The organism is Ruegeria sp. YKSD163, from assembly GCF_059612905.1.
In genome coordinates this window covers 541855-567979 of the sequence record NZ_JBXWRM010000001.1, presented here as the reverse complement: position 1 = coordinate 567979, position 26125 = coordinate 541855, and the positions used below count along the sequence as shown (strand labels likewise).

23 protein-coding genes are annotated in these 26125 nt (G+C 65.9%); 9 read left to right on the top strand and 14 right to left on the bottom strand.

Annotated elements, in window-relative coordinates; translation table 11 throughout:
* Entirely contained in the window at positions 1 to 1068 is a 1068-nt protein-coding gene (gene dmmC, locus AC2FNA_RS02755) for a dimethylamine monooxygenase subunit DmmC (protein ID WP_496824282.1), read from the top strand.
* A 48-nt stretch (positions 1069 to 1116) separates the two neighbouring features.
* Here dmmC and AC2FNA_RS02750 read toward each other — a convergent pair whose 3' ends face one another.
* Positions 1117 to 1746 carry a helix-turn-helix domain-containing protein gene (locus AC2FNA_RS02750; protein WP_193385774.1) on the bottom strand — a complete coding sequence of 210 codons (630 nt, stop codon included), beginning with the start codon at positions 1744 to 1746 and terminating at the stop codon, positions 1117 to 1119.
* Positions 1747 to 1907: 161 nt separating this feature from the next.
* On the opposite strand from AC2FNA_RS02750, the gene AC2FNA_RS02745 reads away from it, so the two are divergent.
* Complete coding sequence (locus AC2FNA_RS02745; RefSeq protein WP_496824280.1) at positions 1908 to 2897, top strand: GlxA family transcriptional regulator; 990 nt, start codon at positions 1908 to 1910, stop codon at positions 2895 to 2897.
* Here the strand turns inward: AC2FNA_RS02745 and AC2FNA_RS02740 are convergent, their stop codons facing one another.
* From AC2FNA_RS02740 to AC2FNA_RS02710, 7 genes are all read right to left on the bottom strand, one after another.
* Complete coding sequence (locus AC2FNA_RS02740; protein ID WP_496824278.1) at positions 2898 to 3458, bottom strand: sarcosine oxidase subunit gamma; 561 nt, start codon at positions 3456 to 3458, stop codon at positions 2898 to 2900.
* A complete protein-coding gene (locus AC2FNA_RS02735; protein WP_496824276.1) occupies positions 3451 to 6402 on the bottom strand; it encodes a sarcosine oxidase subunit alpha family protein in 2952 nt (983 codons plus the stop codon). Before AC2FNA_RS02735 ends, AC2FNA_RS02740 begins: the two co-directional genes overlap by 8 nt.
* Positions 6399 to 6686, bottom strand: coding sequence for a sarcosine oxidase subunit delta (locus AC2FNA_RS02730; RefSeq protein ID WP_496824274.1), 288 nt, complete (start codon positions 6684 to 6686; stop codon positions 6399 to 6401). Before AC2FNA_RS02730 ends, AC2FNA_RS02735 begins: the two co-directional genes overlap by 4 nt.
* 13 nt (positions 6687 to 6699) lie before the next feature.
* Positions 6700 to 7950 carry a sarcosine oxidase subunit beta family protein gene (locus AC2FNA_RS02725; RefSeq protein ID WP_234140823.1) on the bottom strand — a complete coding sequence of 417 codons (1251 nt, stop codon included), beginning with the start codon at positions 7948 to 7950 and terminating at the stop codon, positions 6700 to 6702.
* Positions 7951 to 8068: 118 nt separating this feature from the next.
* Positions 8069 to 8452: a carboxymuconolactone decarboxylase family protein gene (locus AC2FNA_RS02720; RefSeq protein WP_496824272.1), complete on the bottom strand. Its 384-nt coding sequence runs from the start codon at positions 8450 to 8452 to the stop codon at positions 8069 to 8071.
* Positions 8453 to 8516: 64 nt separating this feature from the next.
* A complete protein-coding gene (locus tag AC2FNA_RS02715) occupies positions 8517 to 9608 on the bottom strand; it encodes an aromatic ring-hydroxylating oxygenase subunit alpha (protein WP_496824270.1) in 1092 nt (363 codons plus the stop codon).
* A gap of 5 nt (positions 9609 to 9613) precedes the next feature.
* On the bottom strand, positions 9614 to 10501 hold the full coding sequence (locus AC2FNA_RS02710) for a MurR/RpiR family transcriptional regulator (RefSeq protein ID WP_496824268.1): 888 nt from the start codon (positions 10499 to 10501) through the stop codon (positions 9614 to 9616).
* Positions 10502 to 10570: 69 nt separating this feature from the next.
* Between AC2FNA_RS02710 and AC2FNA_RS02705 the strand changes: the two genes are divergently transcribed.
* The 7 genes from AC2FNA_RS02705 to AC2FNA_RS02675 all read left to right on the top strand — a co-directional run bounded on the left by AC2FNA_RS02705 (position 10571) and on the right by AC2FNA_RS02675 (position 19434).
* Positions 10571 to 13027: an FAD-dependent oxidoreductase gene (locus AC2FNA_RS02705; RefSeq protein ID WP_496824266.1), complete on the top strand. Its 2457-nt coding sequence runs from the start codon at positions 10571 to 10573 to the stop codon at positions 13025 to 13027.
* On the top strand, positions 13024 to 14106 hold the full coding sequence (locus AC2FNA_RS02700; protein ID WP_496824264.1) for an alcohol dehydrogenase family protein: 1083 nt from the start codon (positions 13024 to 13026) through the stop codon (positions 14104 to 14106). Before AC2FNA_RS02705 ends, AC2FNA_RS02700 begins: the two co-directional genes overlap by 4 nt.
* Positions 14103 to 15209 carry a mandelate racemase/muconate lactonizing enzyme family protein gene (locus tag AC2FNA_RS02695; protein ID WP_496824262.1) on the top strand — a complete coding sequence of 369 codons (1107 nt, stop codon included), beginning with the start codon at positions 14103 to 14105 and terminating at the stop codon, positions 15207 to 15209. The genes AC2FNA_RS02700 and AC2FNA_RS02695 overlap by 4 nt, the downstream gene beginning before the upstream one ends.
* A complete protein-coding gene (locus AC2FNA_RS02690) occupies positions 15206 to 16309 on the top strand; it encodes a mandelate racemase/muconate lactonizing enzyme family protein (RefSeq protein ID WP_496824260.1) in 1104 nt (367 codons plus the stop codon). Before AC2FNA_RS02695 ends, AC2FNA_RS02690 begins: the two co-directional genes overlap by 4 nt.
* A 4-nt stretch (positions 16310 to 16313) precedes the next feature.
* Positions 16314 to 16919, top strand: coding sequence for a dimethylsulfonioproprionate lyase DddQ (gene dddQ, locus AC2FNA_RS02685; RefSeq protein WP_496824258.1), 606 nt, complete (start codon positions 16314 to 16316; stop codon positions 16917 to 16919).
* On the top strand, positions 16916 to 18199 hold the full coding sequence (locus AC2FNA_RS02680; protein ID WP_496824256.1) for an aspartate aminotransferase family protein: 1284 nt from the start codon (positions 16916 to 16918) through the stop codon (positions 18197 to 18199). The genes dddQ and AC2FNA_RS02680 overlap by 4 nt, the downstream gene beginning before the upstream one ends.
* 62 nt (positions 18200 to 18261) lie before the next feature.
* Positions 18262 to 19434 (top strand): adenylate/guanylate cyclase domain-containing protein, encoded by a 1173-nt coding sequence (locus AC2FNA_RS02675; protein ID WP_496824254.1) that lies wholly within the window; start codon positions 18262 to 18264, stop codon positions 19432 to 19434.
* A 51-nt stretch (positions 19435 to 19485) separates the two neighbouring features.
* Here the strand turns inward: AC2FNA_RS02675 and AC2FNA_RS02670 are convergent, their stop codons facing one another.
* The 6 genes from AC2FNA_RS02670 to AC2FNA_RS02645 are packed head-to-tail and all read right to left on the bottom strand — an operon-like array spanning position 19486 to position 26010.
* Entirely contained in the window at positions 19486 to 20319 is an 834-nt protein-coding gene (locus AC2FNA_RS02670) for an HTD2 family dehydratase (RefSeq protein WP_496824252.1), read from the bottom strand.
* 25 nt (positions 20320 to 20344) lie between these two features.
* A complete protein-coding gene (locus tag AC2FNA_RS02665) occupies positions 20345 to 21682 on the bottom strand; it encodes an MmgE/PrpD family protein (protein WP_496824250.1) in 1338 nt (445 codons plus the stop codon).
* Positions 21679 to 22524, bottom strand: a complete 846-nt coding sequence (locus AC2FNA_RS02660; RefSeq protein ID WP_496824248.1) for a fumarylacetoacetate hydrolase family protein — start codon at positions 22522 to 22524, stop codon at positions 21679 to 21681. The genes AC2FNA_RS02665 and AC2FNA_RS02660 overlap by 4 nt, the downstream gene beginning before the upstream one ends.
* Positions 22521 to 23456: a ketopantoate reductase family protein gene (locus tag AC2FNA_RS02655; RefSeq protein ID WP_496824246.1), complete on the bottom strand. Its 936-nt coding sequence runs from the start codon at positions 23454 to 23456 to the stop codon at positions 22521 to 22523. Before AC2FNA_RS02655 ends, AC2FNA_RS02660 begins: the two co-directional genes overlap by 4 nt.
* Positions 23453 to 24961 (bottom strand): trimethylamine methyltransferase family protein, encoded by a 1509-nt coding sequence (locus tag AC2FNA_RS02650; protein WP_496824244.1) that lies wholly within the window; start codon positions 24959 to 24961, stop codon positions 23453 to 23455. The genes AC2FNA_RS02655 and AC2FNA_RS02650 overlap by 4 nt, the downstream gene beginning before the upstream one ends.
* Positions 24958 to 26010: an Ldh family oxidoreductase gene (locus AC2FNA_RS02645; RefSeq protein ID WP_496824242.1), complete on the bottom strand. Its 1053-nt coding sequence runs from the start codon at positions 26008 to 26010 to the stop codon at positions 24958 to 24960. The genes AC2FNA_RS02650 and AC2FNA_RS02645 overlap by 4 nt, the downstream gene beginning before the upstream one ends.
* Between the last annotated feature and the right edge of the window lie 115 nt (positions 26011 to 26125).

Below are 26125 nucleotides of genomic sequence, written 5' to 3'. Positions count from 1 at the left end.
ATGACGATCCAATTCAACACCGAAACCTTTCGCGACGATTACTCGTTCCGCAATTCGGACTGGGCGATCAAGCGCTTTCCCTTCCCGTTCCACGAAGACAGCTACATGTATTCGGTGAACATGGAACAGCACCGGGGCGGCCCGGCGGGCTCGGTCTATGAAAAGCGGTTCGACGTGGACGAGCATTACGTCTCGGAAATGGCCGACCGTGCCATCGTGCTGGCCGATGATCCGTTGCGCTGCCAGTCGCTGCCGCATATGACGCTGGCGGGCTGGGATACGCTGGAACTGATCATGGTCTGCAAATCCGAGGATTACCCGGACCTGTTCGAGCTGCACCGCGACGGCGACCGCTGGCGCTGGATCAACAAGCCGATGGGGATCGACCACACCTTCACCTTCCTTGATGAAACCACGCTGCCCTGCGGGCCGCTGGAATACATCACCCGGCAGGCGCAGGGCGATTACGCGGTGCTCGATCAGCGCGGCGACATGCTGTACATGGATGCGGGCATGGTAACGACCCAGGCGGACTGGAGCCTGGATTTCGACATCGGCATGGATTTCTTCGAATGGCACGCGCCGGTGCCGCTGGCCCACGAAATGGGGATCTTCAAGCGGGCGCTGAAATTCCTGCTCAACGTTCAGCAGGGCGCGCCTGCGCGGCGGCTGAACTGGACCATGACGGTCAATCCGCTGCTCGATACCAGCCCCGAGAACTATCACAAATGGGGCGTGCAGAAGACCACGCTGACACCCGAGAATATCGGCGCCAAACAGCATCTCAGGGTCGAGTTGCAGACCTTTTACCGGTTGCCGCGCTCGAACGCGCTGTTGTTCCCGATCCGCTGTTATCTGATCGCATTTCAGGATCTGGTGACGGTGCCGAAATGGGGTCGCCGCCTGCACCGGGTGGTGCGCGACCTGCCCGAGGAGCTGGCCACCTATAAGGGGTTCATCGCCAACCGTCCGTTGATGCTGGACTATCTCAGCCAATATGACGACGGGCTGCCGACCTCGCCGGGGATCTGGCCCGATCTGGAAACGGAGCCGCCGTTGCAGAAGTAACGCTTGCAAGAGAGCCGGGATGCGCTACCGCGTCCCGGTCCGGGCGGCTCAGCCCTTTTTCTGCTGCGGATAGCAGATCACCGACAGATAGCGTGTCGGCAGTTCCACCAGACGCTCTGGCCCATGCGGCGCGTCGGCGTCAAAGAACAGCGTGTCGCCCGGTTCCAGCGGATAAATCTCGCTGCCATGCAGGTAGTCGACCTTGCCTTCGAGCATGTAGATCATCTCGATCCCGTCATGCTGAAAGGTCTTGAACGTGTCCGATTCCGTGCTGAGCGTGATCAGATAGGGTTCAACGATGACACCGCTGGAATTTGATCCGATATGACCCAGCAGGCTGTATTGATGCCCGGCGCGGGTGCCGGCGCGTTCGATCTCCAGACCCTGGCCCGCCTTGGTATGGATCGCCTCGCGCTTTTCCTCGTAGCCCTTGAAGAACGCGGTCAGCGGCACCGACAGCGCATTGGCCAGGGTTTGCAGCGTGGTGAGCGAGGGCGAGGTGTTGCCGTTTTCGATCTTGGAGAGCATCCCGATCGACAGGTCGGTCAGCTTCGACAGCTCGGCCACGGTAATGCCCTGCTGCTTGCGAAAGGCGCGGACCTCGCGGCCGATGGCGACCTCGAGAACCTTCTCGCGTTCCTCGCGAACGCTATGGGGATCTTGCAAAAGCTGTGTCATGCGGAGATCCTTTGCAGCATTCATGGGGGTTCCTCAAGCTCTTCCTGTATTGCCCTGCGGTCAGTTCTGCTTCAACTCTAGCCGTTATTCACCACATTGCATATTTTTTTCTCTCCAATAAAATTCCTACCAAGGAATGACAAGCCAAAGGATCGCCCGGAATGACCACACGTATCGGGTTTCTGCTGTTTCCGGGCTTTCCCATGGCCTGCCTGACCTCGATCATCGAGCCGCTGCGCGCGGCCAACGAGATCTCGATGTCGGACAGTTTCGCCTGGCGGCTGGTGTCGGAACTGCCGCACAAGGTGGTGTCGAGCGCGGGCATCACCTTTGATCCCGACGCCAGTCTGGAGACCGTGGCGGCGCTTGACTATCTGGTGCTGCTGTCCGCCCCGGTGGCCCGGTTTGAGAACCCGCGCACCGCCTCGCTGCTGCGCCGGATCGAACGGCACGGCACCGTGCTGGGCGCGATCAGCGGCGGGGTGTTTCCGCTGGTGCGCAGCGGTGTGGTACGAGACGAGCGCCTGTCGGTGCATTGGTGTTACGAGGCGGCGTTTGCCGCCGAGTTCCCCGAGATCCACCGCAGCAACGAGGTGATCGAGATCTCGCCGCGCCTGCTGACCGCCTCGGGGGCAGCGGCGGCCTTCGACCTGGCGCTGAGCATGATCGAGGCAGCGCTGGGCGCCAACGTGGCCAACGAGGTCGCCTGTTGGTTCCAGCACCCGATCATGCGCAAGGCGGGGGTAAAACAGGCGCTGCCGATCCATCAGGCCGCCGATGCCGAGGGCGAAATGTCGCCTCTGGTAGCGCGCGCCGTTGAAATCTTTGCCGAAAACCTGGCATCGCCCGCCAGCATCGCGGTGATTGCAGAGCGTCTAAATATCACCCCGCGGCATCTGGAGCGTTGTTTCAAACAGGCCACCGGCCAGAACCCGACCGGCTATTTCCGGCACCTGCGAATGCAGGCGGCGCGTCAGATCGTCATGTATACCAATGACAGTATCTCGGACGTTGCGGCAGCGGTGGGCTATGCCAACGCCAAGCCGCTGGTGCGGCATTACCGCGAGGCCTTTGGCCTGACCCCGCAGCAGGACCGCAAGCGGATCAACCTCTACCGGGTCGAGGGCAACCTGCCGGTGCCTTCGGTCTGATCAGAACGCTGCGCGCATCGCCACCACCAGCGCGTGATGCAGCGAGCCCGCCGCCGAGCGTGGCCCCAGCACCGTGATATGATCGGGTGCCCGGCACAGCAGGAAACAGCCCAGATGGTCGATCGCGCTGCGCACCGCCTCGCCCCCGGTAAAGGCGCGGGTATTTGCGGGGCAAAGCCGTTCGAACACATCCGCCAGCCGCTCGCCGGTCAGGTCGAACCGGCACCAGGCATCGGTCTGCTCGGTGACGCTGGCCGCGCCATTGGCGCGGGCGGCCAGCTGCGCGGCCAGATCCTCATGTGTGCTCAGCGGCGCCTCGATCATCCATTGATCGGGCCCCATCCAGAAGGCGCCGGGCGTGCCGGGACAAAGTCGGGCCGGGGCGGGGGGCGCGGCGCCCAGTACCTCGGTCAACAGGGTTGCCGTCTCGGCCTCGCGGCCCAGCCGCGCCGCGACCGAGGCCAGCGCCGTTTCGGTCACTTCGCTCAGGGTTACCGGCCCGTGGCTCTCGACCACCGCGGCGGTAGCGCCCAGCGGCGTTATCGGGTTCAGATCATGCACGCAGACGCTCTCCTTCTGGATCGACGAAATGGGCGCTTACCACCTCGACCTCGTGGTCGAGCCCGGTCAGCGGACTGACAAGGCGAACGATCTCGCCCTTGCGGCTGTCGCCGGATTTCAGAAAGCCGATGCCTATATGGCAACCCAGGCTGGGCGAGTAGCAGGCCGAGGTGACATAGCCCTGGTCATGGGCGGCATCGACCGGGTCGCCCCGGGTCATCAGATGCGACCCGGCGGGCACCTTGTCCTGCGGGTTCACCGGGCGGAAACCGACCAGTTTCAGCGCATCCGCTTCGTTCAGCCCCTCGCGTTCGGACAGGGTCGAGCCGATCGAGTCCTTCTTCTTGGACACCATTCGCCCCATCCCGAGGTTGAGCGCGGTGGTGGTGCCGTTCAGCTCGTTGCCGGCGGCATGGCCTTTCTCGATCCGCATCACTCCCAGCGCCTCGGTGCCATAGGCGACCACGTCGAATTCTTCACCCGCCTGCATCATCCGCCGGATCAGCGCGTCGCCATAGCGGGTGGGCACCGCGATTTCATAGGCCAGTTCGCCCGAGAACGAGATGCGGAACAGCCGCGCCCGCAGCCCGCCGCAAACCGTGATCTCGGCGCAGGCCATGAAGGGAAAACCCTCGTTCGAGATGTCATGCGCCGGATCGACGATCTTTTGCAGCAGCTTGCGCGCATTGGGTCCGGCCACGGCAAATTGCGCCCAGGCCTCGGTGGTCGAGATCAGCTGCACATCCATGTCCGGGAACAGGCATTGGCGCACGAATTCCATGTGGCGATAGACCGGCACCGCGTTGGCGGTGGTGGTGGTCACGACGAAATGATCCTCGGCCAGGCGTGCCGCGGTGCCGTCGTCCATGGCGATGCCATCCTCGCGCAGCATCAGCCCATAGCGGGTGCGCCCCACCGCCAGTTTGGCAAACCCGTTGCAATAGACCTTGTTGAGGAACTCGGCCGCATCGGCGCCCTGCACGTCGATCTTGCCCAGCGTGGTCACATCGCAGATGCCGACCGACTTGCGGGTCTGGGTGACCTCGCGGTCGACGCTCTGGCGCCAATGGGTTTCGCCGGCGCGCGGGAACCATTGCGCGCGCAGCCACATGCCGACCTCGACAAAGACCGCGCCCTGTTCCTCGGCCCAGACATGGCTGGGCGTCTTGCGGGTGGGGCGGAAATCCTTGTCGCGCGAGCGGCCCGCAAAGGCGCCCATCGCGGTGGGCGTGTAGGGCGGGCGGAACATGGTGGTGCCGACCTCTGGGATCGACTTGCCCGCCACCTCGGCCATGATCGCCAGACCGGCCATGTTCGAGGTCTTGCCCTGATCGGTCGCCATGCCCAGCGTGGTATATCGTTTCAGGTGCTCGACCGAGACGAAGTTCTCCTGATGGGCCAGTTTCACATCCTTGGCGGTGACGTCGTTCTGCTGATCGACCCAGGCGCGTTTGGCGCCCTTGACGTGCCAGAACGGGGTGACGTTGACCGGTGCGTCATCGGCCTGGGGCAGGGCGGCGGATTTCGCCGTGATCCCCAGATCGGACAGCGCCTGCTGCGCCGCCGCTTGCCCCGAGGCCAGCGCGCCATGGGTGCTGAACACGCCCTGCGCCGCGCCCGCCGGGATCAGGCCCACCGGCAGGGTGCCACCCGGCACAAAGGCCGCGATTGCCTGGTCCCAAACCGGACGCCCGCGCTGGTGGCAGGTCAGGTGCACATTCGGGTTCCAGCCGCCCGAGACCCCCAGCCCGCCGACGCTGAGAGTGCGGGTGGTGCCGGTGGCCAGCGTCACCTCGACCGTGGTCAGGCCCAGACGGCCCTGGGTATTGGTGACGGTGGCGCCGGGGATGGTCTCGTAATCGGTGGTTTCGGGGGCGTCCGTGCGGGTGTCGATCACCACGGTGCTGACCCCCTGCGCGCTCAGATCCCGCGCCGTGCGATGGCCGTCGTCATTGTTGGTGAACACCGCCACCGCGCGCGCGGGCGTTGCCGCCCAGCGGTTGGCATAGCTGCGCAGGGCCGAGGCCAGCATGATGCCGGGACGGTCGTTGTTCTCGAACACGATCGGGCGTTCGGTGGCCCCGGCGGCCAGGATGGCGCGACGGGAATAGACCCGCCACAGGATCTGGCGGGGCTTGCCCGGCAGCGGCTGGGGCAGGTGGTCGCTGACCCGCTCGACCACGCCATAGATACCGTGGTCAAAGGCGCCGATCACCGTGCTGCGCGTCATCAGCCGCACATTGGGCATGGCTTGCAGGGCGGCTGCGGTCTCGGCGGCCCAGGCCGCGCCGGATTGATCGCCAAGCGCAAAGGTTTCGGCATTGAGCCGCCCGCCGGGCAGGAAATCCTCGTCCGCCAGGATCACCTGCGCCCCTGATTGCGCCGCGGTCAGCGCGGCGGCCAGCCCGGTCGGTCCGGCGCCGATCACCAGAAGGTCGCAATGGAGGAACCCCTTGTCATAGCTGTCGGGGTCGGGCGCATGGCTGAGCGTGCCCAGCCCCGCCGCCTTGCGGATGATCGGCTCATACACCTTCTCCCAGAAGGCGGCGGGCCACATGAAGGTCTTGTAATAGAACCCGGCGGCAAAGAAGTTCGACAGCCGGTCGTTGACCGCCATCACGTCCCATTTCAGCGAGGGCCAGCGGTTCTGCGAATTGGCGCTCAGCCCGTCGAACAGCTCGGCGGTGGTGGCGCGGGTATTGGGTTCCTTGCGGGCGCCCTCGCGCAGCTCGACAATGGCATTGGGCTCTTCGGAGCCCGCGCTCATCGGGCCGCGCGGGCGGTGATACTTGAACGAGCGCCCCATCAGCCGCACGTCGTTGGCCAACAGGGCCGAGGCCAGCGTATCCCCGGCAAAGCCCTGATACCGGCGCCCGTCGAAGGTGAAATTCAGCGGCTTGCTGCGGTCGATCAGACCGCCGTTCAGACGATTGGGACCGGTCATCTGGAGCGTCCCTCCTTGCGGGCCACGTCGCGGGCCAGTTCGACGGATGTGATCTCATGCGTGGTGGTGTCGCGGGTCACCACCAGCCACGAGCGGTCGCCCTGTTCGTGAAACCACAGCTCGCGGTGCACGCCCGCCGGGTTGTCGCGCAGATAGCCATAGTCGATGAACTGCTCCAGCGCGTCGGGGGCCTGCCAGTCGGGGCGGCGGATCAGGGCGGCGTCGCCCTTGTACACGAACTCGCTGCTGTCGCGCGGGCCCAGGATGGGATGGTCGATCAACATGTCCGGTGCCCTCTCAATGCAGGTTGGGCTGGTTGCCCATGCCCTTTTCGTCGATCATCCGCCCGCGTGCGAACCGGTCGAACCGATAGGCGGTGGCGGTCTTGTGCGGGCTGTCGGTGGCCAGAAGATGCGCATAGGCAAAGCCCGAGGCCGGCGTCGCCTTGAACCCGCCGTAACACCAGCCGCCGTTGAAATAGAGCCCGCCGATATGGGTGCGGTCGATGATCGGCGAGCCGTCCATCGACATGTCCATGATGCCGCCCCAGCTGCGCAGCAGACGGGCGCGGCCCAGCATCGGAAAGATCGCCATGCCGCCCTCGCAAACATCCTCGATCACCGGCAGGTTGCCGCGCTGGGCATAGGAGTTGTAACCGTCGATATCGCCGCCGAAGACCAGCCCGCCCTTGTCGGACTGGCTGCAATAGAAATGCCCCGCGCCAAAGGTGATCACACCGGGCAGAAGCGGTTTCAGACCCTCGGAGACAAAGGCCTGCAACACGTGGCTTTCGATCGGCAGGCGCATGCCCGCCTTTTCCATCAGCCGCGAGGAGGAGCCCGCGACACAGGCCGCCACCTTGCCCGCGCCGATCACCCCGCGCGAGGTTTCGACCCCGGTGCAGGTGCCGTTCTCGATGCGGAAGCCGGTGACCTCGCAATTCTGGATGATGTCGACGCCGTGCCGGTCGGCGGCGCGGGCATAGCCCCAGGCCACCGCGTCGTGGCGCACGGTGCCGCCCCGGTGCTGCGCCAGCCCGCCCTTGATCGGGAACCGGGCATTGTCGACATTCAGGAACGGATAGCGTGCCTTGATCTGTTCGGTGCTGAGCAGGTCGGCATCGGCGCCGTTCAGCATCATCGCATTGCCCCGGCGGATGAAGGCGTCGCGCTGGGCGTCGGAATGGATCAGGTTGAGGATGCCGCGCTGGCTGACCATCGCGTTATAGTTCAGCTCCTGCTCCAGCCCCTCCCACAGTTTCAGCGAGAACTCGTAGAACGGCTCGTTGCCGTCCAGCAGATAGTTCGAGCGGATGATGGTGGTGTTTCGGCCCACGTTGCCGCCCCCGATCCAGCCCTTTTCCAGGACCGCAATCCGCGCCTGGCGGAACTCCTTGGCGAGGTAATAGGCGGTGGCCAGCCCGTGGCCGCCGCCGCCGATGATGACATAGTCATACTGCGCCTTGGGCGCGGCATCGCGCCAGGCCGGTCCCCAGCCGCGGTGACCGGTCAGCGCCTCTTTGATGACCCGTAATCCTGAATAGCCCATCGAATCCGACTCCCTTTGCGTCACATTCGCCGGGAATCGGCCTCGAGTCGCGGACATGGTCGGACCAGTTGGGGTTCAAATCGGACATCGGCGCAGAAAGTCCCGGGTGTCCGCGGACTCAGTCCTCGCTGTCGAGCACCCGCCGGGCGACGCGGAAACACTCCAGCGCCTGCGGCACGCCGCAATAGATGCCGATCACATGGATGATGGCGCGGATCTCGTCGCGGCTGACACCGTTGGTGCGCGCGCCCCGGCAATGGATCTCCCATTCATGCATCTTGCCCAATGCGCCGATCATGGCGAGGTTCATCATCGAGCGGGTCTTGGGCTCGATCACGTCGTCCCCCCAGCCAAAGCCCCAGCACCAGGCGGTCATCGCCTCCTGGAAAGGGCGGGTGAACTCGTCTGCTGCGGCGAGGTTCTTTTCCACATACTCCGCGCCAAGCGTGGCCTTGCGCTGTTCCAGCCCCTTGAGGAACAGGTCTTCGTCGAATGTGCTCATCTTGTCGCTCCGTTTCTGTCTTGCGGTGGCCGAAATCCGGCGCGGATTTCGGACCGATGTCTTTTCAAGACATCGGCTCGGCCGCAACCGCCTCGCGCATCCATTTCTGCAGGTGCAGGATGGAGTGTTCCGAGTTTACGCCGCAACCGGGGTCGACCACCAGCGGCCCCGGCACATAGCCGCGCGAGCGCAGGCCGCGCTGGACCGATTCCACCAGCCGGATATCCTCCTCGACCGTGGTGGCGCGGTCCTGCACCGCCATGCGGCGCACGGTTTCGTTCTCGGCGCCACCCACTGAATACCAGCCGCGCCAGACCACCACTCGGCCCGCATCCACCGCCCGCCAGTGATAGGTGTTCAACAGGTTGCCCGGATAGACCTGGAACGAGAACATCGGCCACAGAAACCAGCTGGAATAGCGATCGTTGTTGGGAAAACCGCTGTCGATGTCATAGCTCATCTGGCTCAGATCGTTGCATTCGGTTGTGTGGCGCAGGCAATAGCCTTGCGGCTGGATGTCATAGGTCTCGGGCCGGATCACGCCGGTGGAAAATGTCGGGTGGTTTAGGCTGCAATGGTAGCATTCGGAGTAGTTCTCGACCGACACCTTCCAGTTGCAGTCTTCGGGGATCTCGACCCATTCCAGCGGTTTCAGATCGGACCAGTTCGGGACAAAGGCCTCAAGCTCGGCCCGCACGTTCGGGAACCAGTCGTCCATCGGCTGCGCCTCCGGGTCGAGGTTGACAAAGACGAAGCCGAGAAAGACCTCGGTCCGGACCTCGCTCAGGCAGATTCGCGCGGCGTCGAAACCGGGCACCGATTTGGCGTTGGGCGCGGCACGCAGGTGGCCGGTCAGCTCATAGGTCCAGGCGTGATAGGGACAGACCACGACACGGGTCGATCCGGCGCCGCTGACCAGCTGATGCGCCCGATGCTGGCAGACGTTGTAAAAGGTGCGGATCACCCCGTCGCGCCCCTTGATGCAGAACAGGCTTTCGTCGCCCAGATCGAAGGCAAGGTAATCGCCGGGGTTTTCCAACTGGCTGGCATGGCAGGCAAATTGCCATGTGCGGGCGAACAGCCCGGCCTGTTCGGCGGTAAAGATCGCCGGATCGGTGTAATAACGCGCCTCCAGCGAGCGGACGGGTTCGGGCATGAGGGTCACTCCGGCTCTTCGGTGTATAGGCCCAGTTGATGGCGCCTTTGGTGAAAGGTTTCGACGCGGGTGACGATCTCGTCGCTGGCCACTGCGATGACAAAGCTGAGCAGGGTTTCCAGCAGTGCGATGGTCGACGCCGACGAGGGAAAGAATTGCGGTGTGTCCACCGCCACGACAAACCCGTACTGCGCGGCGCGGATGATCGGGCTGGCGGGGCTGTCGGACAGGGCGATCACGGTCAATCCCTGATCGCGGGCGATCCGCACCGCCTCGACCACCTCGGCCCGATAGGGGCGGCAGGTCATGGCGATCAGCACGTCGCGTTGATCGGCCCAGGCCAGATCGTCCACCGCTGTCGAACCAGGGCGCGGAATGGCGTGGAAATCGGTCATCCCGGTCGAGGCGAGATAGGTGAAATTGCGCGCATTGGCATTGTTCACGCCGACGCCCAAGGTAAAGACCTGACGGCTGGCCCAGATCGCCTCGGCCGCTGTTTTCAGCCGCTCGGCGTCGATGCCGGCAAAGGTCTCCTCGATATTGCGGATCGCAGCGCCCACCATGTCGGCATAAAGCCCGCCCAATTCGCCAGAGCGGCCGATATCCTGCAACCAGCGCGCCCGGTCGGGAAAGCTGGCCGTGCCGCGCCGGATCGCGTCGCGGAAGGGCGCGCGGAAATCCTCGTACCCGTCAAAGCCCACCTGCCGCGCCATGCGGACAAAGGTGTTGGGTTTCACATTGGCCGCCTCGGCAATCTCGCGCACGGTGGAGACCCCCACGTCGGCGGGGTTTTCCAGCACATAGCGCGCGGCCTTCTGCGCCTCTGGCGTCAGGGCGTCCCATTCTTCGGTGAGGCGGCTCAGAACTGCGGATGATACATTTGTGTCATTCATGATTGACGATGGTACAAATGTAGCATTAGCCTGTCGAGAGAAAACGCGACTCGTGAAGTGGAAAATTTCATGTCCCAGCAGAACCTGCCCACCCATGCGCGTGTGGTCATTGTCGGCGGCGGCGTCATGGGGGTGGGCCTGGCCTATCACCTGGCGCATGAAGGGTGGGGCGGCGATACCGTCCTGCTGGAAAAGGCCGAGCTGACCAGCGGCAGCACCTGGCACGCTGCCGGGCAGATCACCCATTCGACCAGCTCTTTTGGCCTCGGCAAGTGCGTCGATTACAACATCGGTCTCTATTCCGGAAAGCTCGAGGCCGAGACCGGGCAGGCGGTGACCTGGCATGGCTGCGGTTCGTTCCGGCTGGCCTATACCGAGGATGAGATGGACTGGTTGCGCCACACGCTGTCGGTTGGCACCGCGTTGGGCTTCAACATAGAGCTGGTCGGGCCGGACCGGATCGCAGAGCTGCACCCGTTCTACAATCTCGACGGCGTGCTGGGCGCGTTGCACACGCCCGATGACGGGCATGTGGACCCGACAAACGTGACCATGGCGATGGCGGCGGGCGCGCGGCAAAAGGGCGTGCGCATCTTCCGCCACACCCGCGCCACCAACATCACGCAAGCGCCGAACGGTGAATGGGTGGTCGAGACCGAAAAGGGCAGGATCACCTGCGAACATGTGGTCAACGCGGGCGGCACCTATGCCCGGCAGATGGGCGAATGGTCAGGCCTGCAACTGCCGATGACCTCGATGACACACCACTATTTCGTGACCGAACCGGTGCCCGAGTTCCAGTCGCTGGACCGCGAATTGCCGGTCATCCGCGATGACCGCAAGGTCTCGGGCTATATCCGGATGGAGCAGAAGCGCGGCCTGATCGGCATCTATGAAAAGGCCAATCCCAATGCCGTCTGGATCGACGAATGCCCGTGGGATTACGAAAACTGGCTGTTCGATGCCGATTACGACCGGGTCATGCCCTGGCTCGAAGAGAGCCTGAACCGTATGCCGATCTTTGCCAATCTCGGCATCCAGCGCGAGGTGCATGGCGCGATCAGCCACCCGCCCGACGGCAACCCGCTCATTGGCCCCGCACCGGGGGTTCGCAACTACTGGTGCTGCTGCGGCACCCAGATCGGTATCGGCTGGGGGCCGGGGCTCAGCCGTGAACTGGCGCGCTGGATCGTGCATGGCGCCGCCGATATCTCGATGCGCGATTTCGACCCGCGCCGGTTCGGCGCCTATGCCACCAAGGACTGGCAGGTGATCAAGGCCAGGGAAGACTACTGCCTGCGCCACGAGATCCCGTTTCCCCATTTCAACCGCCTTGCCGGACGCCCGGTGAAACCCTCACCGCTTTATGACCGGCTCAAGGCCAAGGGCGCGGTATTTGAGGAAGTCTATGGCCACGAACGCCCACGCTGGTTCGCGCGCGGGATCGAGCAGCGCGACTACTACGGCTTCGGCCGCACCCCGGTGCATGACATGGTCGCGACCGAATGCGCCGCGGTACGCAGCGCCGCCGGGATCATGGATATCTCGGCCTTTACCAAGGTCGAGGTCTCGGGCCCGGACGCGGGCGCACTGCTCGACCGTCTCACCGCCAACCGCCTGCCGCAAAAGGTGGCGGGGATCGCGCTCACCCATATGCTGAACCGGCGGGGCAGAATCGAGCTGGAAACCACCGTGGTGAAGCTTGACGAGGATCGGTTCTATCTCGTTTGCGCCGCCTTCTTCGAACAGCGGCTGCTGGATCACCTGGACGCGCATCGCGGTGCGGCGGACATAACGGTACGCAATCTCTCGACCGACTGGGCCGCGCTGGCCCTGAACGGCCCGCGCGCTCGCGATATCCTGGCCGCCTGCACGGATGCCGACCTGTCGAACACGGGTTTCAAATGGCTGACCGCGCAGCAGATCACTGTCGCGGGCCACAGCCTCTGGGCCATGCGCATGTCTTATGCCGGTGAGCTCGGGTGGGAGTTGCACATCCCCCGCGACCATGCGCTTGCGGTCTATGACGCGCTCTGGGGGGCGGGCGAGGGTCATGGCCTGACCGACTATGGCAGTTTCGCGATGAACGCGCTGCGGATGGAGAAGGCGTTCAAGGGCGCGGGCGAGCTGACCAACGAGGTGACTCTGGCTGAGGCCGATGTGCTGCGCTTTGCCCGCACCGACAAGGAGTATCTGGGCCGGGACAAGACGCTGAACTCAAGCAACCTGCCCTGGGTCTGCGCCTATCTCGAGATCGCGCCCGATGGCCGGTTCGATGGCAATGGCGGCGAGGCTGTCTTGCTGGATGGCAAGGTGGTCGGCTCGACCGCCTCGGTCGTCTATGGGCACACGGTCGGCAAGATCCTCGCCTTTGCCTATGTCAAACCGCAGGTGAACGTGCCGGGAACCGAAGTCGAGGTGATCATTGCCGGAAGCCCCCGCAAGGGCCGCATCCTTGGCGCACCGGCCTATGATCCCGACAGCACAAAACCCCGCGCCGATGCAGTGACGGAGCCCGCGCAATGAGCGTGCCCGACACGATGCGCGCCATGGTCACCATGGGGCATGGCGAGTTGGACCGGATCGTCCTGCACGAGGCGTGGCCGGTGCCTTGGCCCGCGCCGGGCGAGGTGCTCATCCGCGTCGGCGCCTGTGGGCTGAACAATACCGATGTGAACACCCGCACGGGCTGGTATTCGAAAGCGGTGCAAGAGGCCACCACCGGCGGCGCCTATGATAGGGTCGATGCGCAGGACCCGACCTGGGGCGGCGCACCGATCACCTTTCCCCGCATTCAGGGCGCCGATGTCTGCGGGCGCATCGTTGCCGTGGGCGAGGGGGTCGGCGCCACCCGTATCGGCGAGCGGATCATCACCGACAATTGGCTGCGTGACCCGTCTGATCCGCAGAACAAGGACACGGCGGGCTATTTCGGGTCGGAACGCGATGGCGGCTTTGCCGAATATTGCACCATCCCCGCAGTCAACGCGCTGACCATCGACAGCCCGCTGTCGGACGCCGAACTGGCGACCTTTTCCTGCTCCTACTCCACCGCCGAAGGCATGCTGACCCGCGCGCAGGTAACCGGGGCGGATACGGTGCTGGTGCCCGGCGCCTCGGGCGGGGTCGGCGGCGCAGTGGTACAGCTGGCCCGGCGGAGGGGCGCCCGGGTGATCGCGCTGGCCTCCGAGGCGAAACATGCCGAGGTCGCGGCGCTGGGCGCCGACCGCGTCCTGCCCCGCGCGCCCGAAGATCTGCGGGCCGCACTGGGGGCCGAGAAGATTACCGTGGTGGCGGATGTGGTGGGCGGACCCTATTGGCCGATGCTGATCGACATCCTCGAACGGGGCGGGCGCTATACCTGCTCGGGTGCCATCGCGGGGCCTATGGTCACGTTCGACCTGCGTACCTTTTATCTGCGCGACCTGACTTTTACCGGCTCGACCGTGATCGACCCGCAGGTGATGGCGGACCTGATCCGCTACATCGAGGCGGGCGAGATCAGGCCCGCGCTGGCCGCGACCTATCCGCTGGACCAGCTGCGCGCGGCGCAGGCTTCGTTCATCGCCAAGCGACACACCGGCAACATCGTGGTGACCCCATGAAGATAACCCGCATCACCGTCTATCAGGTCGATCTCCCGCTGGAGCATCCCTATTGGTTGTCGGGTGGGCGGCTGAAGTTCGAGCTGCTCGACGCGACGCTCGTCAAGCTCGAGACCGACGCCGGGATCACCGGTTGGGGCGAGGGCACGCCATGGGGTCATACCTATGTGCCCGCGCATGGTCCGGGCATTCGCGCCGGGATCGAGACGATGGCGCCTTTCGTGCTGGGGCTTGACCCGCGCCGGCTGCTTGATGTGGAGCGCGCGATGGATATCGCGCTGCCGGGGCATCTCTATGCAAAATCCCCCATCGACATGGCGTGCTGGGACATTGCCGGGCTGGCCGCGGGCCTGCCCATCGCCGACCTGATGGGTGGCGGTAGCCGGACACCCCGGCCGATCGCCTCTTCGGTTGGCGCCAAAACGGTCGAGGAAACCCGCGCTGTCATCGATCGCTACCGCCAGCGCGGATATGTGGCGCATTCAGTCAAGATCGGCGGTGACGTGGAACGGGATATCGCGCGCATCCGCGATGTCGAGGATATCCGCAAACCCGGCGAGATCGTGCTCTACGACGTCAACCGGGGCTGGACCCGGCAACAGGCACTGCGCGTCATGCGGGCGACCGAGGACCTACACGTGATGTTCGAACAGCCCGGCGAGACGCTGGACGATATCGCCGCGATCCGCCCGCTGCATTCGGCGCCTGTCAGCGTGGATGAATGCCTTGTCACGCTGCAGGATGCTGCGCGTGTCGCCTGCGACGGGCTCGCAGAGGTATTCGGGATCAAGCTCAACCGTGTCGGCGGGCTGACCAAGGCGGCGCGGATGCGCGATATCGCGCTGGCGCATGGGATTGACATGTTCGTGATGGCCACCGGCGGCAGTGTTCTGGCCGATGCCGAGGCGCTGCACCTGGCCGCGACCATTCCGGACCATGCCTGCCACGCGGTCTGGGCCTGTCAGGACATGCTGACGGTGGACATTGCAGGGGGCAGGGGACCGCGCAATATCGACGGCCACCTGCATTTGCCCGAAACCCCCGGCCTTGGCGTGCATCCGGATGAGGACGCCCTTGGCGATCCGGTGGCGGTCTATTCATGAAAATCGCACGCCTCAACCTCTGGCATGTGCCGCTGACCAGCCACACGGCCTATTACATGGCCGATGGCAAGACCTGCGACACCGTCGAAACCGTGGTGATCGCGGTTCAGACGGATACCGGGATAACCGGCTGGGGCGAGGTCTGCCCGATCCCGCATTACCTGCCCGCTTATGCGCGCGGCGTCGCCCCGGCCTTGCAAGAGCTGGCCACGGTGATCCTGGGCGCCGATCCGGTCGGGGTCGGCGCGCTGATGGCGCAGGCGGATGCGGTTCTGCCCGGTCATCCCTATGCCAAATCGGCGCTGGATATCGCGCTGTGGGACATCACCGGGCAGGTCGCGGGCCTGCCGCTTCATGCGCTGCTGGGCGGGCGGCGGGCGGCGGATATGCCGCTCTATCACTCCATCACTTGTGTCGCGCCCGACGAAATGGCCAGTATCGCCCGCGAGGCGCAGGCGCAGGGGATCACACAGTTCCAGGTCAAGCTGGGCGCCTCGGGCGACTGGCAGACCGATGTTGAGCGGCTAGCAAAGGTGCGCGCGGCGGTCGGGCCGGGGCCGCTGGTCTATGGGGACTGGAATTGCGGCGCGACCTCGCTGGAGGCGATCCGGGTGGGTAAGGCCGTGGCGCAACTCGATATCATGCTGGAACAGCCCTGCGCGACACTGGAGGATTGCGCCCGTGTCCAGCACGCCACCGGTCTTCCGATGAAGATGGACGAGCTGGCCCATGACACCGCCTCGCTGCTGGCAGCGCACCGGCTGGGCATCATGGATGCGGTGGCGCTGAAACTGTCGAAATTCGGCGGGCTTTCGGCGACCCGCCGGGCGCGGGATCTGTGCCTGCACCTTGGGGCGAGAATGTGCATCGAGGACACCTGGGGCAGTGACATCACCACTGCCGCGCTGCTCCACCTGGGGGCGGCGACCGAACCGGGGCGGGTGCTGAATGTCTGTGATCTGTCGGGCTATGTCGCTCCTCGCCTTGCCCCGGATGCGCCGGTGCGCGCAAATGGCCGCATCGCCCCGCCCGAAGGCGCGGGCCTTGGCATCACCGTCGACCGGGGCGCATTGGGCGCACCCGACCTGATACTGGATTGACCACATGACCCAGACCGATCCCGCCTTTCAAAACCTTCTGGCCGAGTTTCAAGCGCTTCATGCGCGCGAACCCGCTCTGGCCGGTTTCGTCGACCTTCCCGACAGCCTGACGCCACAACCGGTCACGCCCGTCCGCATCCCGCCCGCAGCCCTGATGGAGAGTGACCCGGACCTGACGACCACAGCCTATGCCGCCATCCGCGATGCCTTCATCGCCGCGGGCGCCGTGGCCCAGTGGCGCCTGACCTATCAGGGCTCGCGTCTCGGGGCCGATTTCATGGACCGGTTCGCCTGCTACTGCCTGATCGGCGAGGGCGGGCCCTTTGCCAGCGACAGCCTTGCGGCCTATGTGGTCTATATGCCGGCGGGGCTATACTATCCGTTTCACCAGCACCCGGCCGAAGAGATCTATTTCATCCTGGCAGGCGAGGCCGAGTTCCTGATGGAGGGGCATCCGCCCCGGCGTCTGAGGCCGGGCGACCATGTGTTCCACCCCTCGGGGCGTGCTCATGCCACGCGCACATATGACCGCCCGTTCATGGCGCTGGTCCTGTGGCGCGGCGATCTGGAAACCGCGCCGGTGCTGACCTATCCGGAGGGAGAGATATGATCCGACTGAACAGCCAGGCCGATTGGGTCGAACGCGCCCGCGCGGTGCTGCCCGCCGCGGGCTTTGGCAATTTCGACCCCGCCGTTGTGATCGCGCGCGGGCAGGGCGCGCGGGTCTGGGATCAGGACGGGCGCGAATATGTGGACTATCTGATCGGCTCGGGTCCCATGCTCTTGGGCCATGGCGATCCCGAGGTGATGGAGGCGGTGCTGGAACAGCTTCCGCTGGGCATGACCTTTTTCGCCAACAACACCAAGGGGATAGAGCTTGCCGAGGCGATCGTTCAGGCGGTGTCCTGTTGCGAGCAGGTGCGCTTTGTCACCTCGGGGGGCGAGGCGGACATGTACGCGATCCGGCTGGCGCGCGCTTTTACCGGCAAGTCCCGGATCGTGAAATTCGAGGGCGGCTATCACGGCATGTCTGCCGAGGCACAGATGAGCCTTGCCCCCGCCCGTTCGGTCAACTTTCCGACCCCGCTGCCCGATAGCGCCGGCATCCCGCAGGGGGTGGCCGATCAGGTGCTGGTGGCCCCTTTCAACGATCTCGAGGCGGTGGCCTCGCTTCTGGCCGAGCATGACGACATCGCCGCGATCATCGCCGAGCCGCTGCAACGGATCATCCCGCCCCGGCCCGGCTTCCTTCAGGGCCTGCGCGACCTCTGCGACCGTCATGGAGTGCTGTTGATCTTTGACGAGATCGTCACCGGCTTTCGCCTCGCCTATGGCGGCGCGCAGGAACATTATGGCGTGACTCCCGATATCGTCACTCTGGGCAAGGTGATCGGCGGCGGCTTCCCGCTTGCGGCGCTGGGCGCCTCGGCCCGGATCATGGTGCATTTCGACAAGGGGGCGGTGGGGGCCGAACGCTGGCTGATGCAGCTGGGCACCCTGTCGGGCAATCCGGTGGCGGCGGCGGCGGGGCTCAAGACGCTCGAGATCCTGCGCCGTCCGGGTCAGTATGCGCGCCTGCGCGATCTGGGTGAACGTTTGATGGCGATGCACGAGCGGGCACTGAACGCACAGGGCATTGCGCACCGGTTGTCGGGCGACGCCACCCTGTTCGACGTCTATTTCACCGAGGCCGCCTGCACAGATTACCGTACTGCCCGCCATGCCGAGCCCGAGCGGGCGCAGGTCTGGAACGCGGTGCTGCGGGCCGAGGGCGTGTTCAAGTCTCCGGGCAAGCTCTATCCCTCGCTGGCGCTGGGCGAGGAGGAGTTGGAGCGGACCGAAGCGGCGCTAATCCGTGCGGCGGCGGCGGTTGCGGCGGTCAAGGAATAGGCAACAGGTATCACCCGGCCATGGGGACTTGTGCCACGGGCGCAAAGACCTAAGCTGGAGCGATGGATCCTGTTGCGGACCTCAATCACTGGATGATGACCCGGGGTCGCTGTTCTGACGATCCTGTCGAGGTGGTGTCGCGGTATTGCGCGACACTGGTGGACGCCGGCGTGCCGCTCTGGCGGGTGAATATCGGCCAGCGGTTTGCCAACCCCTTGCTGATCGCGTGGGGCATCGTCTGGACGCCCGATGGCACCGAAACCTATGATGTCACCCATGCGCGCATGCTGACCGACGACTATATCGGCAGCGCCTTTGAATACATCCTGACCCATCAGAAACCGCTGCACAAAAGCCTTCGCGGTCTTGATCGCGACAAGGACCATGTTTCCTATCTCGAATTCGCCGAGGCGGGAGGCACCGATTATTACGCGACGCTGCTGCAATATGGCGACGGATCGCTGCACGGCTGCACCTTTGCCACCCGCGACAGCGGCGGGTTCCGCCCGGAACATCTGGCAATGATCGAGGCGTCGAAACCGGGCCTGTCCTCGGCGCTGGAGCCGATGACGATGCGCAAGTCCACCCAAAGCCTGCTGCGCACCTATCTTGGCGACGGGCCCTCGCAGGAGGTCTGGAACGGGACCGTCAGGCGAGGTGAACGCAAGACGCTGGAAGCGGTGGTCATGTTCACCGATCTGCGCGGCTTTACCGCCTTTTCCGAAACTGCGGGCGAGGACGCGGTCTTTGACGCGCTGGACGGGTATTTCGAACTAGTGGTTCAGTCGGTGGAAACCTTGGGCGGTGATGTGCTCAAATTCATGGGGGACGGTATCTTGTCGGTCTTTGCGATTTCCACGCCGGAAGAGCGAAACGGAAAGTGTCGGCAAGCTACCCGCGCGGCGCAGGAGGTTCTCAAGGGGCTGGCGGTCTTGAACGATGCGCGCAGGAAGGCGAACCAGTCACCGCTGAACATCGGCATTGGCATGAATGTGGGCCGGGTCAGCTATGGCAATATCGGCAGTCCCGGCAGGCTCGACTTTACGGTGCTGGGACCTGCGGTGAACGTGGCAAGCCGGATCGAGGGATTGACCAAGACGCTTGGCGACCGGGTGCTGGCAACCGCCGGCGTGGCCCTGTCGTCGCCCGGTATGTTCGCGTCGCGCGGCAATCATCGGATCCGCGGACTCAGCCACGAAATAGAGGTGTTCGGCATGAAAGAGGTGGTAGGCTGAAACCCCGGAATGCGCGTCTGGTCTGGCCGCGGTTCCGGATCGGTCGAACCCTCAGAACTCGGCAGTGGCGCGCATGGCCAGCGCCCCGTCCGCGCGCCGGGCCCAGAGTGTCAGGCCGTCGCCCTCGGCCCGGCCCTGAATGTCAAAGGGGGCAAGGCCGGCAATCGGCGCCAGCCCCCGGAACGAGAAGGCGCGCAGGGGCCGCCCGGCCTGCGCGCTGGCCAGATCGGCCAGCAGGGTGGCGGTCAGCGGGCCGTGAAACACCAGCCCGTCATAGCCTTCGACCGTGCGGGCATAGTCGACATCGTAATGGATCCGGTGCCCGTTGAAGGTGAGCGCGGAATAGCGAAACAGCATCACCTCGGTCGGTGCGATTCGGCGCGAGAACTCGGCACCATCGGGCGCGGGGGCGGGCGTGGGCGCAGGGGCGTCCGGCGCCGGATCCTCGCGATAGACGATGTCATGCTCCTCGATCAGGGCGGGCGCGTCGTCCTGGAACAGCTCGTGCCGGACGGTGACAAAGCAGAGCTTACCGCTGCGCCCCTCCTTCTCGGTGACCGAGGCGATGGTCGAGCGTTTGCTGGCGGCCCGCCCCAGGATCAGAGGGCGGTCAAAGTGGAACCGGCCGCCCGCCCACATCCGGCGCGGCAGCGAAACGGGCGGCAGGAAGCCGCCCTTTTTCGGATGCGCGTCACGGCCCAGCTCGCTGGCGCGGCGCGCCTCGAGGAAATAGAGCCAGTGCCAGAGCGGCGGCAGCGCGTCGCCCTCGGCCAGGTCCGGCTCGCGGTCGAGCGTGGCCTGAAGAAAACGCGCGGGTTGGGCGCGCAGCGTGTCCTCGGCGCGTGTCTGCCGGCCCAGCCAGTCTTGCAGATTGCTCTCGGTCATCGCCGGGGTCCTTTCCGTCAACGTTTCAACCCGCCTCCTGCCGCAGAAATGTGGCGATATCGGCGGCCTGTGGCCAGCGCAGCAAGACGTGATACTGCGACACAGGGCGCCCGGTGATCTCGTGCCATTTCGCCGCAAGCCGGTCGGGCGGCATCGGGTTCTGTGGTGCGCCCAGCGGATAGGCGCAACTGGCGCTCAGTTCAAGGCCGTCGGAAAGTGTGACGTGCAGGCGATCGGGCTGCTCGGGATCAAAGTTCAGCGAGCGGTCACGCACCGGCTCGGCGCGCAATTCGGTCAGCGCGATCAGACGGCGGATCTCGGGCTCGGTCCAGAATTCGGCGGTGCCATCGGCCAGCGTCAGCCCGCCAGAAACCAGCATCCGCGCAACCGAGGCGGGGGCGGAAAACAGCGCCTCGGCCTGGTTGCGGGGCTGGTGAAAGGGCAGGATCGCGTGGTGGAAATCGGGCAGGCTGGCCCGGATCGCGACGATACCGGCGGTCTCGCCGTTCAGGCGGGTGCGGATTTCGGCCGCTGCCGTCATCAGCCGGTGGGTATAGCCGCAGGATGGCCAGGGCTTGAAGGCCAGCCCGTATTGCAACAGGCCCCAGGGCGAGCCCAACTGATCGGGGATCGCGGCCAGCCGCGCCGGATCATGCGGCGCCAGCAACCCGACAAAGCCGCGCCTGTCATCCAGCACATGCGGTTGCGCGGTGGCACCCGCCCGGGCCAGCAGCGCCGCCTCGACCCCGGTGCGCGCGGCGAACCCGGCCTGAAGTGGTTTGGCGGTGCTGCCGAATTGCGCGGTATAGCCCATCGCCTGCGAGACCGAGAGCGCCAGCGCATGTTCCGCCTGATCCGCGCTCAGCCCCAGCAGCCGTGCCACCGCCGCTGCCGCGCCGATGGCGCCCAGCGTCGCAGTGGCGTGAAAGCCGCGTTTGTAATGGTCGAGCGTGATCGCCTCACCCAGCCGCATGATCACTTCGATCCCGACCGCATAGGCCGCCAGCAACTCGGCGCCGCTGACGGGGCGCAGATGCGCCGCTGCCAGCAGCGCTGGGAACAGGACAACGGTGGGATGGGTGTTGCCCGGTTCCTCCCAGTCGTCCATGTCCCAGGCATGACCGGCGACCGCGTTCACAAGCGCCGCCGTCGGGGCGGGCAGGGTCAGCGCCGTGCCCAGAACCGGTACCGGGCCGTTGCCCAACGGTGCCAGCGCGGCGCGGCTGCGGCTTGCCGCAGGGCTGTCGGCCCCGGCAAGGATACAGGCGATGCAATCGAGAATGGCGGGGGCGGCGACCGCCTCGACCGCCGGGTCGGGCCGGGCAGTCACGACAAAGCGGGCCAGATGAGAGGCCGTGTTCATGGCGCGCCCACGATGTTTTCCAGCGTGCCGACACCGCCGACAGTAACGGCCACCCGGTCGCCCAGGCGCAGAAAGGCGGGCGGTGTGCGGCTGCCTCCGGTGCCGTCTGGCGAGCCGGTGGCGATGATGTCGCCTGTCTCCAGCGGCTGGATATGCGAGATATAGGCGATCAGCTCAGCCAGACCAAAGATCATCCCGGCGCCGCTATCGGACTGCATCAGGGTGCCATTCACCCGCGTTTGCAATGACATCCCGGCAATATCGCCTGCCTCGTCAACGGTGGTGATCCACGGCCCCCAACTGCCCGAGGTGTGGAAATTTTTGCCTGCATGGACCGAGTGTTTCATCCAGCCCCGGACCGAACCTTCGTTCATCGCCGAATAGCCCAGCACATGGCCCAGTGCGGCCTCGGGCGCGATATGGCGACCGGGCCGACCGATCACCGCAACGATCTCACCTTCGAAATCAAAGCTTTCGGCTGCGGCACCTTGCGGCATTTCTAGCGGGGCGCCATGGCCCACCAGCGTTTGTGGATGGCGCGAGAACAGCACCACATGGCCCGGATCGGGCGGCGGCACCCCATCGACCGGATAGGGTTTGCGATAGTTCATGCCGGCGCAGATGATCTTGCCCGGCTCGGGGATCGGCGGCAGCCAGACGAGACCCTCCAGCGACAGCGCCGCGCCGCATTGGCCCGGCAGATCGGCCACCGGGTGGGTGCGCAGATAGTCGCGCAGGGTGGGGCAGGTGGCGCACAGCGCGGGCAGGGCGGGATGCGCACCCGCATCGGTGATCACCCCATAACCGGGTGCGCCGTCAACAAGGAACGATGCAAGTCTCATGTCCGGTCTCCCCCAAATGTCGCTTCGCGTGCGCGGATCACCGCGCAGAGTGTATCGTTATAGGGGGTCGCGATCCCCACCTCAGCGCCCAGCGGCGGGATGGCGCCATTGATCGCCTCAAGCTCGGAGCGCCGCCCCGCCTCGTGATCCTGCAACATCGAGGGTTTGGCCGTGCCCACCCGCTCGGCAAAGGCGGTGACATAGGCAACCGGGTCGTCAAAGGAGAACGCCACCCCGCGCGCGCGGCCGACCGCATATGCCTCGGCCATGCAGCCCAGTGCCACCGCCCAGCGTTTGGGATCGGCGCGCAGATCGGCAACGGTACAACCAAAGGCGGTGCAGGGGGCCGACAGCGTGACATTGCACAACAGCTTTTCCCAGATCAGCCGGTCGATATCGGCAAAGGTCTCGACCTCGAACCCGCCACTGCGCCAGATCCCGGCCACCTGTTCCAGGCGCGGATCGTCGCCGCCGGTCATGGCGCCCAGCCGGATCAGCTTCATCGCTGTGTGCCGCACATGGGCCGGCCCGACCATGGCGGCGCCGAACCCCTCGGCCACGCCCAGCAGCACCCGGTCGGCGGGCAGGTGGCGGGCGATGCGTTCGCCCGCGCCCAGACCGTTCTGGATCGTCAGCACCAGCGCATGTTCCGGCATCGTGGCCGCGATGGCCCGCGCCGCCGGTTCGACGCCCGCCGCCTTGGTCGCCAGGATATAGAGGTCGCAGGGGTCGGCCGGTGACAGGTGCTCCACCGCCTTGACCTGGCGGGACAGGAGCGTTCCCGATGGCCCGTCCACACGCAGGCCCCCGGCATTGATCGCCGCCACATGCGCGGCCCACATGTCCACGGCCCGCACCTGATGCCCGGCTTCGGCCAGGCGGGCGGCATAGATCGACCCCATGGCGCCGCAGCCCACGATTGCGATTTTCATGAGGAAGGCTCCTTTTCAACCGGTAGTCCGAACTGATGGGCCAGATCGGCGCGCAGGTCGGGTGGCAGGTGGTTGGGCCAATGGCGACCCAGCAGCGTGGCGGCACGGGAAGCAGCACGCGCACCCATGTCGGCGCGCGCGCCCAGGGCCCAGTCGCCAAGTTGCGCGCGGTCTGCGATCTCGGGGTAGAGGAAGTCGCTGCGCATCCGGGCATAGGTCTCGGGACGGCCCAGAAAATGGCCTTCGCCGCGCACCACCTCGGCAATCGCCTCCAGCGCCAGTGTCTGGGACGTGATTTCAGGCGAGATATTGGCGCGCAGGATCGCGCCCAGCATGTCATTGTCGGCCACCATGGCGCCGAAATGTACCGCCATCAGCCCGGCCTGACTGCCCGCCGCCTGGGTGATCAGATTGGCCCCGGCCTGAAGCGCGGTGTTGATGGTCAGCGCCTTTTCGTAACCGGACTGGAAATCGGGCAGCTTGCTGTCGGTGGCGCCCGCGATCACCGAACAGGGCAGGTCCCAGAACCGCAGCACCTGCACCGCCAGCCCGGTGGCCATCGCCTGTTCGCCCGCACCGCCCGCCAGCCCGCCGCTGCGCAGGTCGGTGATCATCGGGCGCGGTCCCGCGATGCGCGGCGCGTTCGGGTCGAGCGCATGGACAAAGGCCAGCCCCGCCAGCGTCTCGGCCAGGGTCTGCGCCACCGATCCCGCCAGCGTCACCGGGCTCGACGCGCCCAGCTGGCCGAACACGTTGCAATGCACCGGGATGCCCGCGCGGACCGCCTCGGCCATCACCTCGGCGCTTTCGGCGTGAAACCTGAGCGGGGGCACCGCGTGGTTGATGTTGAGCGACAGGAAGGGCCGGGCGCGGAACGCCGCCTCGCCGCCCGCAATCCGGTGGCAGAGCGCGGCAAGCGGCGCCACATGGCCCGGTTCGGTTGCCTGCACCATCACGTGTTTGGCGGTACCCGCCAGCGCGGCGGCGGCGGTGGCCAGGTCGAAGCGCAGCGGATCGGCCACGTCACCCGCCACCAGCGAGCGGGCGAAGAACTGCACATGATCCAGCGCATCGGCCAGCCGGGCGGCATCGAAGAGATCGGCAAGTCTGGAAGGACGGTAGTCGCCGCTCTCTGCGTCCATCACATTGGGCGCGGCGCCCCCGGTGCCGGCATAGGCGCGGGTGCCGCCCACGCTCAGGTCATGGGTCGGGTCCTGACCGGCCAGCAGCACCCGGCGCGGCATTTCGGCCAGCGTCGCCTCGATCAGGGCGCGCGGGTAGAGAAGGCGGCCCTGATCCAGGCGACCCCCTGCCGCAAGGATGGCATCGCAGACGACCGGCGGGGCCTCAGCCATGCCGATTGTGGTGAGGATGATGATCGCCGCCTCGGCCAGTTGCGTGACCGCCTCGGCCGGGACCGGGTGCCAACTGCCACCATGGGCGGCGGTCGCGGGTCGCTCTATGGGACTGGTCTCGGGGGTGGCTCTGCGTTTGCGTCTACTCATGTCGCGGATACTTCCAGCCTGTCGGCCAATGTCTCGATCTGTCTCCAGGTGTCGCGCGGGACCGACACGACGCCGCCCGAGGCCGCCCGGTGCGCGCGTTCGCGCTCGCCCGGGATCTCGACACCGGAACTGCCCGGCGCGGGCGGGCAGCGGCGCAGCTCGTCCAGCACCTCTTCGGCGGCGGCGGCCATGGCGGGGGCATCTCGGAACCGCTCTGCCGAGAGCGCGATCAGCAGCCAGTTGCATTCGGTGGTCGAGGGGCCCAGCAGCGCCTCGCCCACCAGCTCGCCCAGCAGGGCAAGGCCAAAACCCTTGTGCCCGCCCGCCGGCAGGATGGCGCCCCCGGCAAAGTAATCCTCGGGGTTGCGGGTGGGGTGGCCTGCGGCGTCGATCACGCAGCCCTCGGGCAGCAACGCCCCGGCCGAGCGCGCCGCATAGATCCAGCCGCCCGCAATCATCGAGGTGGCGAAATCCAGCACCACCGGCCCCCGGCCGCCACCGGGAATGCCGATGCACCAGGGGTTGGTGGGCAGCATGGCGCGGGCGCCGCCATGGGGCGCCACCTGCCGCCAAGTCTGGCGATTGCCGCCGCCCAGGCAAATGGTCAGGCACCCGGCCTCGGCCGCCGCCTCGGCAAAGGCGCCGTGCCGCCCGGTATGGCCCACGTGACGGATCGACAGCGCCGACAGACCCCGCGCGCGCGCCTCGTCACAGCAGGTATCATAGGCCAGCCGCAGGGCGGGGATGCCGATCCCGCCATCTGCCTCGACCCGAGTCGGGCCGCCTGCGTCGTCGCGCACCACCCGTGGGCGGCCCGAGGGCGTCAGATAGCCGCTTTCGACCTGGGCGGCATATTCCAGCACCCGCATCACCCCGTGGCTTTCCACTCCCGACATGCTGGCATCGACCAGATGCGCGGCCACCTCATCGGCGATGTCGGGATCAAACCCCAGAGCCTGGAAAATCGCGTCGAGCCTGGATTGCACCTCTGTCGCGGGCAAGCGAGTGCGACCGCTGGCAAGGGTCAGCTTGCTGTTGGGGTCCTGCATTGCTTGCGTCCTTGACAAGGCATCCACGGGCACGGCTCATCCGTCCTGCGGTGAAGCGTAACGGGATGCAATCAACTAAAAAATAGGTTAAAGGGGAAGCTTGATATTTCTTTGA